Source organism: Marivivens donghaensis (assembly GCF_011806565.1).
In the GTDB taxonomy this organism is placed as follows: domain Bacteria; phylum Pseudomonadota; class Alphaproteobacteria; order Rhodobacterales; family Rhodobacteraceae; genus Marivivens; species Marivivens donghaensis_A.
In genome coordinates this window covers 1-16,614 of record NZ_JAATOP010000018.1, presented here as the reverse complement: position 1 = coordinate 16,614, position 16,614 = coordinate 1, and the positions used below count along the sequence as shown (strand labels likewise).

General features: G+C 61.3%; 13 protein-coding genes. 8 read left to right on the top strand and 5 right to left on the bottom strand.

The window, feature by feature from the left end:
• Positions 1-385: 385 nt before the first annotated feature.
• The 7 genes from HCZ30_RS16395 to HCZ30_RS16365 all read left to right on the top strand — a co-directional run bounded on the left by HCZ30_RS16395 (position 386) and on the right by HCZ30_RS16365 (position 10,285).
• Positions 386-1,231, top strand: a complete 846-nt coding sequence (locus tag HCZ30_RS16395) for a putative selenate ABC transporter substrate-binding protein (RefSeq protein WP_167639391.1) — start codon at positions 386-388, stop codon at positions 1,229-1,231.
• Complete coding sequence (locus tag HCZ30_RS16390; protein WP_167639390.1) at positions 1,228-1,887, top strand: ATP-binding cassette domain-containing protein; 660 nt, start codon at positions 1,228-1,230, stop codon at positions 1,885-1,887. The genes HCZ30_RS16395 and HCZ30_RS16390 overlap by 4 nt, the downstream gene beginning before the upstream one ends.
• Positions 1,884-3,368, top strand: coding sequence for a PhnE/PtxC family ABC transporter permease (locus tag HCZ30_RS16385; RefSeq protein WP_167639389.1), 1,485 nt, complete (start codon positions 1,884-1,886; stop codon positions 3,366-3,368). Before HCZ30_RS16390 ends, HCZ30_RS16385 begins: the two co-directional genes overlap by 4 nt.
• Before the next feature lie 144 nt (positions 3,369-3,512).
• Positions 3,513-5,711, top strand: coding sequence for an NADP-dependent isocitrate dehydrogenase (locus HCZ30_RS16380; RefSeq protein WP_167639388.1), 2,199 nt, complete (start codon positions 3,513-3,515; stop codon positions 5,709-5,711).
• Between the two features lie 246 nt (positions 5,712-5,957).
• On the top strand, positions 5,958-6,494 hold the full coding sequence (locus tag HCZ30_RS16375; RefSeq protein ID WP_167639387.1) for a PAS domain-containing protein: 537 nt from the start codon (positions 5,958-5,960) through the stop codon (positions 6,492-6,494).
• Positions 6,487-9,918, top strand: a complete 3,432-nt coding sequence (locus HCZ30_RS16370; protein WP_167639386.1) for a chemotaxis protein CheB — start codon at positions 6,487-6,489, stop codon at positions 9,916-9,918. The genes HCZ30_RS16375 and HCZ30_RS16370 overlap by 8 nt, the downstream gene beginning before the upstream one ends.
• Positions 9,899-10,285, top strand: coding sequence for a response regulator (locus HCZ30_RS16365; protein WP_167639385.1), 387 nt, complete (start codon positions 9,899-9,901; stop codon positions 10,283-10,285). Before HCZ30_RS16370 ends, HCZ30_RS16365 begins: the two co-directional genes overlap by 20 nt.
• Positions 10,286-10,381: 96 nt before the next feature.
• Here the strand turns inward: HCZ30_RS16365 and HCZ30_RS16360 are convergent, their stop codons facing one another.
• From HCZ30_RS16360 to HCZ30_RS16340, 5 genes are all read right to left on the bottom strand, one after another.
• The gene (locus HCZ30_RS16360) at positions 10,382-11,695 is read right to left on the bottom strand and encodes an ABC transporter permease (protein ID WP_167639384.1); all 1,314 of its coding nucleotides are present in this window, start codon (positions 11,693-11,695) and stop codon (positions 10,382-10,384) included.
• The gene (locus HCZ30_RS16355) at positions 11,692-12,372 is read right to left on the bottom strand and encodes an ABC transporter ATP-binding protein (RefSeq protein ID WP_167639383.1); all 681 of its coding nucleotides are present in this window, start codon (positions 12,370-12,372) and stop codon (positions 11,692-11,694) included. Before HCZ30_RS16355 ends, HCZ30_RS16360 begins: the two co-directional genes overlap by 4 nt.
• The gene (locus HCZ30_RS16350; protein WP_167639382.1) at positions 12,372-12,794 is read right to left on the bottom strand and encodes a hypothetical protein; all 423 of its coding nucleotides are present in this window, start codon (positions 12,792-12,794) and stop codon (positions 12,372-12,374) included. Before HCZ30_RS16350 ends, HCZ30_RS16355 begins: the two co-directional genes overlap by 1 nt.
• A 79-nt stretch (positions 12,795-12,873) precedes the next feature.
• Positions 12,874-14,364: an alkaline phosphatase gene (locus tag HCZ30_RS16345; protein WP_167639381.1), complete on the bottom strand. Its 1,491-nt coding sequence runs from the start codon at positions 14,362-14,364 to the stop codon at positions 12,874-12,876.
• A 76-nt stretch (positions 14,365-14,440) separates the two neighbouring features.
• Positions 14,441-14,746, bottom strand: a complete 306-nt coding sequence (locus tag HCZ30_RS16340; protein WP_167639380.1) for a hypothetical protein — start codon at positions 14,744-14,746, stop codon at positions 14,441-14,443.
• 56 nt (positions 14,747-14,802) lie between these two features.
• Here HCZ30_RS16340 and HCZ30_RS16335 point away from each other — a divergent pair, with 56 nt between their 5' ends.
• The gene (locus tag HCZ30_RS16335) at positions 14,803-16,440 is read left to right on the top strand and encodes an alpha-amylase family glycosyl hydrolase (protein ID WP_167639379.1); all 1,638 of its coding nucleotides are present in this window, start codon (positions 14,803-14,805) and stop codon (positions 16,438-16,440) included.
• Positions 16,441-16,614: the final 174 nt, after the last annotated feature.

Below are 16,614 nucleotides of genomic sequence, written 5' to 3'. Positions count from 1 at the left end.
ATTGCATCAATGTCAAAAAGCGTGAAACAAAACCAATCCACCGCGCCCTAACTTGTCGGCGCGCCTCGCCAGTCCTGTCTCTAAATTTCCCGAACCGGCTAGCCTCAGTGGCCGTTCCGTCCGTCCCGCTAGCGCCTCAGCGCCGCCGGTGAGGGGGCTTTTACGGATACTGCAGAATGGGCGCAAGTCGAAAATTCGAGAAAATCGAAAAAAGTTCGATTTTCTTTTCCGAGCACCCACAGCTGCCGATTTTGGCAGCGTCTGATGAACTCTTAACCTGCCTTCAATGCAGTTTTGTGAATGTGGAGGCCCCTGCCCCGCATGAACTAGCCCTCTCTTTCTACATGGAGTATGCCGCGCCCAGCTATTTAAATTGGAGTTCACCATGAAAACCGCTCTTGTGGTCATGTTGCTCGGCACAGCTAGCCCTCTTGCCGCACAAACACTGTATTTCTCTGCCATACCCGATGATGACGAAACCAAGCTGGTCGAGCGTTTCGGCGCTGTTGCCGACTATCTCGAGGCCGAACTGGGCGTCGACGTCGAGTATATTCCTGTAAAGGACTACGCCGCGGCCGTGACCGCGTTCCGCAATGACCAGATCCAACTGGGCTGGTTCGGCGGTCTGTCGGGCGTTCAGGCACGTACTGCCGTTCCGGGAAGCCAGGCCATTGCGCAGGGCGCGGAAGACGAGACCTTCGTCTCCTACTTCATCGCGAACACATCGACCGGCCTGACCGAGTCGGAGGAGTTCCCCGATATGTCCGGTCTATCGTTCACTTTCGGCGCGCAGACCTCAACCTCGGGCCGTCTGATGCCCGAGTTCTATATCCGTCAGGAAACCGGTGAGGCCCCCGAGGATCTGTTCTCGGACGTCGGCTTCTCGGGCGATCACGGCCAGACCCTGCGCCTTGTTGCTTCGGGCGCCTATGAAGTCGGTGCGCTCAACTACACTGTCTACGATCAGGCCGAAGCGGACGCGTTGGCCGAGGTCGAGACCGCCAAGGTCATCTGGAAGACCCCGCCCTACCCCGACTACAACTGGACCATCCGCGGCGACGTGGATGACCGTTTCGGCGAAGGCTTCACGGCCAAGGTGCAGGAGGCCCTGATCGGCATGACCGACGAGGCACTTCTAGCCTCCTTCCCGCGTTCGGCCTTCATCGCGGCTGACAACGCAATGTACGCACCGATCGAAGACACCGCGCGCGAACTCGACATCATCGAATGACGCGGGTTCTGGCGACACTGGAAAACGAGGACCTCGGCTGGGACGGCAAGACCGTTCTGGCCGGCGTTTCGCTGTCCGTCGCCAGCGGAGAACGCCTCGCGCTGCTGGGAAAAAGTGGCGCGGGGAAGAGCACTTTGCTCACTACTATATATAGCCGCCTTTTGGGTCGTATTGCCTACGTCCCCCAAGACACCGGCCTCGTCGGGCCACTTTCGGCGTTTCACAACGTCTGGATGGGACGGTTGGATGACCACAGAACGGCGCGAAATCTGCGTACTCTGGTCTGGCCGAGTAAGGCCGAGCGGGCCACTGTCGATACCGTTCTGGACGCGACGGGCCTGAGCGGGCTTGGCCGCCGTCCGGTGATGAACCTGTCGGGCGGACAGAAGCAGCGGGTCGCCCTGTCGCGTGCGCTTTTGCGCGGCGGTGACGTTGTGCTGGCGGACGAGCCTGTCTCAGCCGTCGACGTGACCCAAGGGGCCGAGCTGCTGGCGCGGCTGGACGAAACCTTCGCGACCTCGGTGATCGCCATGCATGATGTCGAGATGGCCAAAGGCTGGGCCACGCGTATCATCGGTATCGCGGGTGGCCGCATCGTCCTTGACTGCACCCCGACCGAGGCCAGTGACGCGGATATCGCCGCGCTCTACGTATGATCACCACGCGCAAGGTCGTTCTGCTGGGGTTCATCGCTGCGGCGGTCGTTGCGCTCGGGTTCGCTGACCTGACGGGGCGCCACACCGATCCCTCGGTCCTGTTGGCGCGGATGGCGGACGGCCTGCTCCACCCCGATTTCTCGATCTGGCCCCAGCTGCTGAATGGCACGATGCTGACCGCAGCATTTGCCGTTTGCGGTGTTTTCTTTGGCGCGGGGTTCGGCCTGCTGCTCGCGCCGCTCTATCATATCCGCGCTGTTAGGACTTTCTGCATCGCGATCCGCGCGATCCACGAACTGTTCTGGGCGCTGCTTCTCCTGAACATCACCGGCCTCAGCCCTACCACGGGCGTGCTCGCGATCGGCATCCCCTACACGGGCATCTTCGCCAAGGTGTTTTCGGAATACCTAGACGAGGCTAGCCGCGCGCCCGAGGCCGCCCTGCCCCGCAACGTTGGCCAAATCACGCGGCTCCTCTGGGCACGCCTTCCGCAGTGCGCCGCACCGATGCGGAATTACACGCTCTACCGCCTCGAATGCGGGATCAGGTCGTCTGCGGTGCTGGGCTTCATCGGCCTACCGACGCTCGGCTACCTGTTAGAGACATACTTCAAACAGGCACACTACGATCAGGCGTTTGTGGTGCTGGCGGTCTTCCTGCTCCTCATCATCCCCGTGCGCCGGTGGATGAAATGGCGGCTCGCGCCGGTCTACCTGCTGGCATCGCTCGCAGTTCTGTTCGCACAGAAAACGCCGCCCATGGGTAGCGGCATGTTCGCGCGCTTCCTGCACGACATCGTCCCTGCCCCGATCCGCACCGGCGCGGACTGGGGTGGCTGGCTCGAAAAGGTCTTCATCAACCAAGCATGGCCCGGCGCCATCGACACGGTCGTCCTGTCGCAGATCGCGCTGACCGGAGCCGCGCTGATTGCCTTCTTCGCCTTTCCCGCCATTGTCCCCCGCGTGGCGGGCCGCTTCGGCGCGATGATCGGGCACCTCGGACTTGTCCTGTGCCGGTCGCTCCCCGAGTACATGCTGGCGTTCGTCCTGCTTCAATTCTTCGGTCCCTCCATGCTGCCAGCAATCCTCGCGCTCGCGCTACACAACGGGGCGATCATCGCGCACCTTCTCGGGCGGCAGGCCACGTCGCTCGCGCTGCGACCCGATGCGCCAAAGGGCCTGACGCTGTGGGGGTGGGAACTGGTCCCGCGCCTCAGCGCGAATTTCTGGGCGCTGTGCCTCTACCGCTGGGAAATCATCGTCCGCGAAAGCGCGATTATGGGCATCCTCGGCATCGGGACGCTCGGCTTCTACATCCAGAAGAACGTGCAGGAACTCCGCCTCGACCGCGTGGTCGCCCTGCTGGCCGTATCGTTCCTGCTCACGATGGCGATCGACCAGCTGTCCCGCCGCCTCCGCGCGTCGATGCGGGTCGGCACCCAGCTGCACATCGAAGGCTCGCGCGGCAACGCCCGCCGCTGAGTGCGACACCGCGACACCCTGCCAATCGGTTCGGTATACCATGGCACACATTGACGCCCTGACGCCTCTCCTGTAAGCCAGCACCGACCGCAGGAGCGATCCTGCATCGACCCATCGCACCAGCAAACCGCGGAGAAGCGACCCATGGCCGATAAGACCCCCGATATTATTTATACCATTGTTGACGAAGCCCCCGAACTGGCCAGCGCATCGCTGCTGCCGATCGTTCGCTCTTTTGCAGGCGCTGCCGGCATCGACGTTGCACAGCGCAACATCTCTGTTGCAGGACGTATCCTCGCCGTCTTCCCCGAGTGCCTGACCGAAGAGCAGCGCATTTCGGACGACCTCGCCGCTCTGGGCCAGATCGTGAAGACGCCGGAAGCCAACGTCATCAAGCTGCCGAACATCTCGGCCTCGATGCCGCAGCTGACCGCAGCGATCAAGGAACTCCAGTCCAAGGGCTACGCTGTTCCGGATTACCCCTACGAGCCGAAGACCGACGAGGAAAAATCGATCCAGGCGCGTTATGACGCCGTTAAAGGCTCGGCGGTGAACCCCGTCCTGCGCGAAGGCAACTCCGACCGTCGTTCGGCCAAGGCCGTCAAGGAATACGCAAAAGCGAACCCGCACCGCATGGGTGAGTGGACCGCCGATTGCCCGACCACGGTCGCATCGATGGAAGGTGACGACTTCTTCCACAACGAGACCTCGGCCACCATCACCGCAGCGCAAGCTGGCGGCGCCAAGATCGTTCACACCGCTGCCGACGGCACCGAAACCGTTCTGAAGGACGGCCTGAAGTACCTCGAAGGCGAAATCGTCGACGCGACCTACCTGTCGGCCAAAGCCCTGCGCGCGTTCATCAAGCAGGAAATCGCGTCGATGGAGCCGGGCGTTCTGTTCTCGGTCCACCTGAAGGCCACTATGATGAAGGTCTCGGACCCGATCATCTTCGGTCACTTCGTGTCGGTCTACCTTGAAGACTTCATCGCCAAGCACGGCGACAAGCTCGCTGAACTCGGCTTTAACCCGAACCAGGGTCTGGGCGATCTCGAAGCGAAAATCGCTGGCAACGCCGAACTGGAAGCCGACTACAAGGCCGCCATGGAAGCCCAGCCGGACATGTACATGGTGAACTCCGACAAGGGCATCACCAACCTGCACGTATCGTCGGACGTCATCATCGACGCCTCGATGCCTGCCGTCATCCGCGCTGGCGGTATCGGCTGGGGACCGGACGGCAAGGCCGCGCCGGCCAAGTGCTGCATCCCCGACAACAGCTACGCCGGCGTCTACGACGAGACCATCAACTACTTCAAAGAAAACGGCAAACTGGACGTCACCTCCTGCGGTGCCGTCTCGAACGTCGGCCTGATGGCCCAGAAAGCCGAAGAGTACGGCTCGCACCCGACCACCTTCGAAATGAAGGCTGACGGCACCGTGCGCATCGTTCTGGACAACGGCGACGTGCTGCACGAGCACACCGTCGAAACGGGCGACATCTGGCGTTCGGCGACCGTGAAGCAGGCTCCGATCGAAGACTGGATCAAGCTCGCTGTCCGCCGCGTCAAGGCCACCGGCCTCGGTGCGTTCTGGCTCGACGCGAACCGCGCTCACGATGCAGAACTGATCAAGTACGTCGAACCCGCTCTCAAAGAGGCAGGTATCGACATCCCGATCATGGCTCCGCGCGAAGCAACCCGCTGGACGCTGGAACACATGACCGCCGGTAAGGACGTCGTCACCATCACCGGTAACGTGCTGCGCGACTACCTGACCGACCTGTTCCCGATCCTCGAACTGGGCACCTCGGCCAAGATGCTGTCGATTGTATCGCTCATGCAGGGCGGCGGCCTCTTTGAAACCGGCGCCGGCGGCACCGCTCCGAAGCACGTCCAGCAGGTTCTCGAAGAAAACCACCTGCGCTGGGACTCGCTGGGCGAGTTCTGTGCACTGGGCGAATCCTTCGACTTCCTCGCAGCGGCCCGCGACGACAAGAAAGCCGCCGTTCTTGGCGCTGCTGTCGGCGAGTCGATCCAGAAGGTCCTGATGGGCGGCAAGAGCCCCGAAGGCCGCGTCGGTCAGAACGACAACCGCACCTCGCACTACTGGTTCGCCCGCTACTGGGCCGAAGCACTGGCCGCGCAGTCGGACGACGCTGACCTCGCAGCGCACTTCAAGCCGATCGCGGAAGAGCTTGCAGGCAAAGAGGAAACCATCCTTGCCGAACTGCACGCAGGCGAAGGCAGCCCTGCCGATCTGGGCGGCTACTATCTGCTCGACGCGGCCAAGACCGCAGCAGTGATGCGCCCGAGCGCCACACTCAACGCCATCATCGGCTAACGACACGAAGGGCGGCCCACGGGCCGCCCTTTCTCTTTGCCTTTGTGCCCCAAATATCCCGGGGTGAATGGCGCAACGCGCCAGAGGGGCAGCGCCCCTACTTTGGTCTTAGACGCAACTTTGTTGCGGCATCACGGTTCGGGAAAACCTCATCTCGGGTTCGCATACGCGCGCAATCGGCGCTTGAAGCACAGCCCGACTACCCTTTAGTGTTAAGAATAGTTCAATTCCTTAACTGACTGCTTGATGTCCCACACAGATTTGCCTGAAAAACTGACGGCCTACATGAGCCGCTCAAATGTTGCGCTCGCGCTCTCGACAGGGGGCGGCGATGTGCCGTTGAGCTATGTGAACAAGGCATTCTGCGATCTGACGGGCTATCAATCCGACGAGGTTGTCGGCCAGAATTGCCGCTTTCTTCAAGGCGACGATACAGACCCCGCGCACAAGCAGGCGCTCCATGATTTCGTGATGGATCCCGAGGTCGACAGCGGCCGCTTTCCGATTCTGAATTATCGCAAGGATGGAACGACGTTTCTGAACTTCGTTCTGATGACACGTTTGCGCGACCGGAAAGGGAACACCCGTTTTATTCTGGCCTCGCAGTTCGATATGACGAACACCGAGAAACGCGCGAAAATGCCTGTCCACGACAAGAAGCTGAGCGCAGAACTCGCCGAAGTGAACGCTATGGGCGTCGAATTCGGCCTTGCCATGCGCGGCAGTGCGCAGACCATCGCAGACTCCATTGCTCTGCTCGCACGGATGTCCCTCAATGAATAAAGTGACAAACGAAGCCGAAACTCCGCTGTTCGTCGTCGGGATCGGAGCCTCTGCCGGTGGGCTGGAGGCACTCCGCGATATGCTGTCGACTGCCAGTCAGGATTGCCGGCTGGCATTTGTGGTCGTCCAGCACCTCGACCCCAACCACGAGAGCCTGTTGGCCGAACTGCTCGACCGCCATACAGTGCTCGAAGTCCGTCAGGCCGACGATGGTGAAGAGGTCCGTGCGGGCTGCGTGCACATCATTCCGCCGGGTCATGGCCTGAACATTCACGACGGCAAACTCGGCCTGACCGATTTCAGCCAGCCCCGCGGCTTGCGCCGCCCTATCGACGACTTTTTCGAAAGCCTCGCACAGGATCAGGGCAAGAACGCCGCCTGTGTGATCCTCTCGGGAACCGGTGCTGACGGCACTGCGGGTCTACGCGCGATCAAGGAACTCGGCGGTCTTTGCGTTGTGCAGGAACCCCGCACGGCGAAGTACGACGGGATGCCGACCTCGGCGATCAACACCGGCCTCGTCGACTTTATCAACGTGCCGCCCGAGATCATCGACAGCGTGCAGCAGTTCTTTACAAAGGCTGCGCTGACCGATGCCCAGAACGTGTTGGCACAAACCGTCAATGAGACGCTCGAGGATATCTGCTCGGTCGTCCGCACCACGGCTGGTCACGACTTTGCGGGCTACAAAACCTCGACCCTGTCGCGCCGCGTCCAGCGCCGCGTTCAGGTGCTCGACCTTGACGATGCGCGCGAATACCTCGCTTACATCCGCTCGACACCCGAAGAGTGCGAGATCCTGTTCCGCGAGTTGCTGATCAACGTGACCCGTTTTTTCCGCGACACTTCGCACTTTGAAGTGCTGCGCAACGAGGTAATCAAACCCCTCGTCCGTGATGCACAGGACGAAGAAATCCGTGTCTGGGTGCCCGGCTGTTCGAGCGGCGAGGAAGCCTATTCCATCGCGATGCTCTTCGCCGAAGAAGTCCGCCTCCAGCGCCGCAGCATCAACATTCAGGTCTTTGCTACCGACATCGACGAACAGATGCTCCGCATCGCGCGCGACGGCGTGTACCCTGCTGCCGCGCTGATCGACATCCCTGAGGAAATGCGCGAGCTCTATACTCTGCCCCGCGACGGGAAATTCCAGATCAACAGCCGCATTCGCGACATGATCCGGTTCTCTGTCCACAGCGTCGTGCGCGATCCGCCGTTTTCCAACATCGACCTGCTGTCCTGCCGCAACCTGCTGATTTACTTCGGTGATGCGCTGCAAGCAGCAGTCATGCCGATCTTCCATTACGCGCTGCGCCCCGGCGCGACGCTATTCCTCGGCCCGTCGGAGACGCTCGGCCGTCATGATCACATGTTCCATCCGGTGGACGCGCAGGCCCGCATTTTCGAGCGGAACGAAGGCCGTCCGGAATACCCTGTCCATCTGCGCAACCAGTCACGTCAAATCACCACGCGCCGCCACATCTCTAGGGAAGAGGACCGCGAGTCGACGCGCGTAGATTGGTCGGACAAAGAACTGCGCGACCGCATTCTCACCCACTACGGCCCCGCAACGCTGCATGTCTCGCGCGAGGGCGAGTTGCTTGGCTCGACCGGTCGTCTGGGCCGCTATCTATCGACAACCACCGTTGGCGCAATGCATACGCAATACGCGTCGTCGCTCGCCGTCGCTGGCGTCCGCGAAGCGATTTCTTCGGTCATCCGTCAGGTGACATCGTCGGGCAAACGGACGATCAGCCGCGACCTGATGGCTCATTCCGAATTCGGCGCCCAGGCGTTCGACCTCATCGGTGATCCGATGCGCGACGGTACGATCCTTCTGGTCTTCCGCGAACGCGGCCCGTTCGCCCCGATGGACGAGGACGAGCTTGATGATGTCGACGCCACCGACAGCCATGTGCAGAGCCTCGAGAACGAACTCCGCTCCACCCGCGCCCGCCTTCACACCACCGTAGAAGAGCTGGAGACCGCGAACGAGGAGCTGAAAAGCTCGAACGAAGAAATGATGTCGATGAACGAAGAGCTTCAATCGACAAACGAGGAGCTTGCGACCGTCAACGACGAACTGAAGGTCAAGGTCGACGAGCTCTCCATCGCCAACACCGACCTGTCCAACTTCTTCAGCTCGACCGCCTTGCCGCTCGTGGTGCTCGACGCCAAAGGCGTGGTGCGGAACTTCACCGAATCCATCCTGACGCTCTACCCGCTCCGCGCTGGCGACCGTGGCCGTCCGCTGTCCGAAGTGACTTGCCGCCTTGCCGAAGCCGACGAAGTACTGGGCGCAATCGATCAGGTCATGCGCACCGGCGACGAGCAATACCTGCGCGTCACCGACCACGATGCACAGCGCACATGGTCGCTGATCGTCACACCCTACCGCGATCGTGACGACGACATCGACGGTGTCACCCTCGTGTTTAGCGAACTGACCGAAGCGCTTCTGCTCGAAGACAAGCTGAAGTCCGAAGGCGAACGCCTCCGCATCGCGCTCGATGTGACCGGCCTTGGCGTGTGGGAACTTTCCCGCGACGGTCGCACGATCAAATTCGACGACAAAGGCGCAGAGCTGCTGGGACTGGAGACCAACTCTCTCAAGTTCAGCGATTTTATCGAGAGCCTGCCGGAGAAACTCCGCTCCGAGACCGAACGCACCATGCGTACCAGCGAAATCAGCGCGCCCTTCAACGTGATGATTGACCTGCCCTCGCTCGACAATCATGACAAATGCATCCAGTTTGTCGGTCGCCGCATCGGCCGCGCACAGGGCCAGCGCACGCTCGGCGTTCTGTTCGACGTCACCGAGGAAGAAGAAGCCAAGCGCGTCCGCGAGATCATGCTCCACGAGATGAACCACCGCGTGAAGAACCTGTTCTCGATCATCTCGGGCATGGTGCGGATCGCGGGCCATTCGGCCAAATCCGTCCCCGCGCTAGTCGAAGGTGTCACCGCCCGCATCGGCGCACTCGCCCGCTCCCACAACATGACCCATCAGGCGCCCAGCGGCACGTATTTCTCGCTCGCTGAAGTCGTCGAAGGCGCGGTCCAGCCCTACAGGGGTCAGTCCGCAGGCATCGAGATTTCCGGACCCGAAGTTCACCTGACGCCGGAAACCCTCACGACCCTATCGCTGATCTTCCACGAACTGGCGACGAACACCGCGAAATACGGTGTTCTGGGTCCGATCGACGGCAAGCTACGCATTGAGTGGGAAAAACATGACGAACATGAGATTCTTCTGAATTGGACGGAACTTTATAACGATCCTGTGACTTTTAATGATAACGAGTCTAACGGCTTCGGCTCGACGATGATGCAACTGTCCGCCTCGCAATTGAACGGACGCATCTTCATCGAAAGATCGGAGTCAGAGCGCAGGACGCAATTGATTTATGAAAACAAATCCAAGTAGTGCCCGGTCCCGTCCTCTCGTTCTTCTCTGTGAGGACGAGCCTATCGTGGCGATGGATATCCAGATGATGCTCGAGGACGCCGGCTACGAAATCGCCGGCCCGTACGCGCGCGTGACCGATGCGCTGGACGCGATCAATAGCATCAACCCCGATGTCGCCCTTCTCGACGTGCGTCTACGTGACGGCGAGGTGTTCTCCGCTGCCGAGCGCCTGAAGGAAAACGGCGTCCCGCTGATCTTCCACAGTGGCCACATTGTCGAAGACAACGTCGCCGACCGTTTCCCCAAAGCGCTCCACTGTCCCAAACCAGTAATGCCGGATGAGCTTCTCGGCACGATAGAAACCGCCTGCGTCAAAGCGGAGTGAAGACAGGAATAGGGGCGCCTCTGGCGCCCTCTTCTTTTGCCTTTGTGCAAAAAATATCCCGGGGTGAATGCCGCAGGCAGAGGGGCAGCGCCCCTCCTACGCCCTCAGCCCCTCCACGACCGGCTGACGCAGGACGACCGCCGCTGGCAGCAGCGAGATCAGCAGCGTCACCGACACGAACCCCGCTACGAATTGAATTTCCTGCCATCCCAGTGGCGCAGTCACGAGGATATTCGTCTGAGCGGTTACGATCTGGGACAGCACCATCGCCGCGCCGACTCCGATCAGCATGCCAGTGATCGCGCCGGATAACAGCAGGACAGCGCTGAACGACCACATCATCGCGAACACGAACCGCGACGGTGCGCCGAGCGCGCGGAGCAGCGCGACCTGACGGCGGAACAGGCGGGACAGGATGAACAGGCCCAGCATCACGCTGACCGCGACCAGCACTTGAGTGACCAGCGCCATCACCGACATCGCCTGCCGCACGTCTCCCATCACATTGTATAGGCCCGCCAGCACCGCGCCCGGAAAGAACGCCATCGTCTCGCGGTCGCGTGTGAAGGTGGAGCGCAGCGCATAGTTCGCCCAAAGCGCCTCGGCGTGGACGACGACCGCTGGCGTTCCGGGAAAGTATTCCGCATCAAACGGGCCGCCGATGACATCACCCGCTTCCGGCGCGTGACCGTTGGCGAGGCCGTGGACCTCCCATACAGCCTCGACCGGCACGATAATCGCGCGGTCCCACGGGGTCCCCGTCGGTGCCATGCGGCCTGTGACGCTGAACGAAACGCCGTGCTCTTCGGCCCCGCCGTCGATGTGGGTCATGCCATGCGCGGGGGTGAATTGCGCGCCGATTTCGAGCGGGACAAGCGCGCCGACGACAGCCTCTTCGTGATCCGCAAAGATCGCGCCCTCGACGTTCTGATCGGTGAGGTATGCCACGAACTCGGCTGTGGAGCCGATGACGGGCGCTCCGGCGTAGCTGTCTCCGAACGCGAGCGGCGCTGCGATGGCGACGCTCTCGGTCGCCGCGATCTCGTTGTATGTCTCGCCGTCGATAAGCCCCATGTCCGAGGGCTGGAGGAATACGGCGGCCAGCATCACCGATAACTCGCTGCCGGGGGCCGAGACGATCAGGTCGAACTTGTCCGCCGCCTGCGCGGTCCCTTTGCGAAGACCACGCTCCTGCGCGAGCAGCCCGACGCCTAGCCCGACCGACACCGCGATGAGTACGATGAACATCACCGACGGCACGCGGAAGCGCCAGATGATCGCCTTGACCAGCGGCCACGGAGTATGTCCGCGCAGTACAACAACGCCGGTGATCAGGGCAGGCAAAAGCAGACCGATTACCGCCAAGAGATCCTGCGCCGCAACAGGCAAATCGTACCAAAGGTCCATCATGCCGCCTGCCCTCGCGGCTCTACGATCTTGCCGTCACTGACAGTCAGAACACGGTCCATACGGTCGATCAGATGCTGGTCATGACTGACGGCGATCAGGGTCGTTCCCGACGTTCGCGCCAGCGCAACGAGGTCCGTGATCAGCTTGTCAGCCGCCGCGCGGTCGAGGCTCGCCGTCGGTTCGTCGGCCAGAAGAACCGGCGCATTCGCGGACAAGGCGCGGGCGATGGCCACGCGCTGGCGCTCCCCGCCGGAGTAGCTGGCGACGGAACGGTCGGGCTCTTTCAGACCGAGCGCGGCGAGACGTTCGGCAGCGCGCTGGCGGATACCGGCACGCTGGGCGCGCGGGCGATAAAGCGAGGTCAGCGAGGCATTGGCCGCTGCACTCAGCTCCTCGAACAGAAGAAAGTCTTGGAATATCATGCCGATATGAGACGCTCTGAATGCAGTGCGTTGCTCTTCGCGCAAGGTCAGCAGGTCGGTGTCATTCCAAACGATGCACCCCTTCGCCTCCAGCATTCCTGCGAGCGCGTAGAGCAGCGTGGATTTCCCCGCACCGGATGGTCCCGCGATACCGACGAGCGATCCGGCGGCAATGTCCAGCTGGGGAACGCTCAGGATGTCCCGCCCCCGCGGCGATGTCACCTTGAGATCACGGATAGTCAGGTCCAACCCCATCAGCCGACCCGCGCGTCCATCAGGCGGACGAGGCTGACAAAGCCGGTCTCGGGGTCGCGGTAGCTGCCGACCTCCAGCACGCCCGACACGGTGATGCCGACGTTGAACGGCGTCACGTCGACGATGCGCTGGGTGTAGACTGCGAGAATGTCGTTCGGCCATTCCGCATCGGTTTCGCAGAACGGGCAGACGGACATCGGCATTTTGGTGAGCACGAAGAAATTGCTCTCGGCCTTCAACGGCGGGGCCATGAAGCCCGCGACGTTGATGCGCTGGCCGACCAGTTCGGTGGCCAGTTCCGACAGGCCGGTGCCACGGCGTTCATAAAGATCGCGGAGCTTGATCGCATCGTCAGCGACAGCCGCGCGGGCGAACAGCGGCGCAGCGGCGGCGGAGAGAATGAATGTGCGGCGAGTTTGCATGAGTGGTTCTCGCTAGGTCCTTAAAATGGGTGAAGGGCCCCGCCGGAACGGAGCCCTCAATGATGGTGCGACGTCCGAATTACTCGGCGTTCACAGCGTGGTTCATCACGTGGAAGATGACGTTCTGTTCGATGGTGCCGTCAAACAGGTGAGCCCACGGGCCTTTTGCGTAGACAGCAACGTCTTCACCCGAGTGGGTTTCCGACGACATCGGGATCAGCGACTGCTGCATGTAGTCGATGTCGGTCGCATCTTCCTGGGTCAGGTCGGGGCGCGAGCCTGCGAAGGTGCCGTCTTCCTGTTCGGTCAGGACCGAGCCTGCGCCGTTCAGGTAACCGATGACGGTGTAGGGCTTGCCGTCGGCAGCGAGGTTCAGCTCGTCCGAGTGCATTTCGCCCTCTTTCGACACGCCGTAGCACAGGCCGGTGATGTCCGAACCACGACCGCAGTAGCCGTTGAAGGCGATGGCGTGCTCGTGGTCGGCGGTGACGATGATCAGGGTGTCTTCGTCGTTGGTCAGCTCGTCAGCCTTGGCAACGGCTTCGGCGAACGCAACACCGTCAGCGAGGGTGCGGTAGGCGTTACCGTCGTGGTTGGCGTGGTCGACGCGACCGGCTTCGATTTCGAGGTAGTAGCCGTTCTCGTTCTGCGACAGAAACTCGATTGCCTTGGCGGTCATGTCGGCCAGCGACGGCTCGTCGTCGTCAGCGCGGTCGGCTTCGTATTCCATGTGGCTGTCGTTGAACAGCGCCAGAACCGGAGCGTCCATGGTCAGCGCGTCGAACGAAGCGGTGTCCGAAGCGAACTGGACGCCCATCTCGCCAGCCTTGGCAACGAGGTCAACGCCATCGGCGCGGCGACCCGAGATGGTGCCGTTCGAAGCGCCTTCCGGCATGAAGTAACGGCCGCCGCCGCCCATTGCGAAGTCGACGATGCCGGCTTCCATGGCGTTGACGAGCTGTGAAGCGATGTCGACCTGCGCGGTGCAACCTTCCGGAACGCTGTCTTCCCAGTTGCGGTTGGCGGTCTTGGCGTAAACGCCAGCCGGGGTCGCGTGGGTCAAACGAGCGGTCGAGATCACGCCGACCGACTTGTCCATGCCGGTGACGATTTCAGCAAAGGTGGTCAGTTCGTTGCCTGCAACGGTCGAGCAATCATCGTGGATCGCGTCGCCTCCGAGGTTGATCAAGTTGAAGCGCTGCTTCACACCGGTGTTCATCGCGCCAGCGGTCGGAGCCGAGTCCGGGGTCTGGGCGTTGATGTTGTAGGTCTTGACCAGCGCAGAATGGAAGTCGGCGGTCTCGTACGGCAGCACGTGCTCTTCGCCCAGCTGTCCTTCCTGCTGACCTGCGAAAAGACGCACAGCGTAGTTGGTGCCAACGCCGTTGCCGTCAGCAACGAGCAGGATCACGTTCTTCGCCTGGTTAGTGTTTTCCTGACGGTCGAGGATTTCCTGAATAGTGGTCTGACCGGCGACGAACCAATCGTTGTCGGCCTGAGCAATGTCTTGGGCAAATACAGCGCCCGAAGCGAATACGGCGAGTGCCGAAATGGAAAGGGTGGTTTTCATGGATAACTCCGTTGGTCGCCAGCGCGTCCCATCGCGCCGTCTGGAGCCGTCAAAACCCGATTTGTGTGACAGAAAATTAAAGACCGGAAAGAATCCTCGTTCGCCTCTGTATCCGGTGAATCGGAGAAAAAACCGCGATATTTTCGTAGGTTCGCCGGTTTTTAAGGCAGCAGCGGCATGCTTTCAAAATTAACTTTCTGCCAAATTCCGGTGTGACAATCTCGAAAATTTCGATCTCGCGAGCCAGCGTGGCGCTCATTTTGACTACGTATTCAAAGTAATATGCGGTTTTGCGGGTCCATGGGCGAATCCTCGGCACCCCGCCGGAATCGCCGCAATGCCGTTCGCGCATGACAGCATTCGCATTGACGGCGTTTGCCATATGGGGCCGCACCGCTATGGTGGCGTGATTGTAAACGAAAACTCAGGGGGGGCATCATGCGCGAATGGTGGCGCGATGCTGTAATCTATCAAATTTATCCGCGATCCTTTCAGGACGATTCCGGCGACGGCATCGGTGACCTGAAGGGCATCATCCGACGCCTCGATCACGTCGCCAGCCTTGGCGTCGACGCGATCTGGCTGTCGCCGTTTTTCACCTCGCCCGACCTCGACATGGGATACGACGTGTCGGACTATAAAGGCGTGAGCCCGCTGTTCGGTGACATCAACGATTTCGATGCGCTGGTCGAAAAGGCGCACGATCTGGGCCTCAAGGTCATCATCGACCAAGTCCTGTCACACACCTCGGACCAGCACCCGTGGTTTCAGGAAAGCCGCCAGAACCGCACCAACGACAAAGCCGATTGGTACGTCTGGGCCGACCCGAAGAAGGACGGCACCCCGCCGAACAACTGGCTGTCGATCTTTGGCGGCTCGGGCTGGCAGTTCGACACGCGTCGTCACCAGTACTACCTGCACAACTTCCTGACCGAGCAGCCGGACCTCAACTTTCACAATCCTGCTGTCGTCGATGCCCTGCTCGACGCGATGAAGTTCTGGCTGGAGCGCGGCGTTGACGGCTTCCGCCTCGATACGGTGAACTTCTACGTCCACGACGCCGATCTGACCGACAACCCGCCGTCGGACTGGGAAGTCTTCCCGAACAACCCCTACGAGGCGCAGGATCAGGAATTCTCCAAATCCCGCCCCGAAAACCTCGAAATTCTCAAGCGCCTGCGTGACCTGACCGACCAGTATCCCGACCGGATGATGGTCGGCGAATGCGGCGAAATGGGAGACAAGCAGGTCCGCATCATGGGCGAATACACCTCTGGCGGCGACAAGCTGCACATGGCGTATTCCTTCGCGATGCTGAGCCCCGAGCACACTGCCGAGCACTTCCGCCACACCATCGAAGTCTTCCAGGAGACCGCGCCCGATGGCTGGCCCTGCTGGTCGTTCTCGAACCACGACGTCGCCCGCCACGTCAGCCGCTGGACGCCGAAGGGCGCCGATCCGGAAGCCGTCGCGCGGCAGTCGATCGCGATGCTTTGCAGCTTCCCCGGCACCCTGAACATCTATCAGGGCGAGGAAATCGGCCAGACGCAGACCGACATCCTGTGGGAAGAGCTTCAGGACACCGCCAACGCGCAGTTCTGGCCCGAGTACAAAGGCCGCGATGGTTGCCGCACGCCGATGGTGTGGGAAAAAGATGCGCCGCAGGGCGGGTTCTCAACCTCTGACAAGCCGTGGCTGCCGGTCAAGGCGCCGCAACTCGCCCGCGCTGTCGACACGCAAGAGGATGACACCAACAGCATCCTCAACGCCTACCGCCGCACGCTGGCGTTCCGCAAATCGCGTCACGAACTGCGCTATGGCAAGACCGAGTTCCTCGACCTGCCCGAGCCGCTGCTCGGCGTCATCCGCTCGGAAGAAGACAGCGCCATCACCGGCATCTTTAACCTATCGAACGAGCCGCAGCGCGTTGTTCTGAAAAAGGAACTCCGCCCCGTTGGTCCGATGGTTGGTTCGGTCGAGGGCCCCGTCCCCGGCAAATCAGGCAAGAGCGACGACTGCGTGGTGGACCTTCCGCCGTTCGGTTTCGTCTACCTCGACGGCAAGGCCGAAATCTAAAACAGAAAAGCCGCGACAGAGGTGTCGCGGCTTTTTCTTTGGTCACATTCAGACGAAACAGACATTAGTCTGACAGAAGTAAAGTTCTGAATTTATGGGGGAATGGTGGGTCGTGAGAGGCTCGAACTCCCGACATCTTCGGTGTAAACGAAGCGCTCTACCAACTGAGCTAAC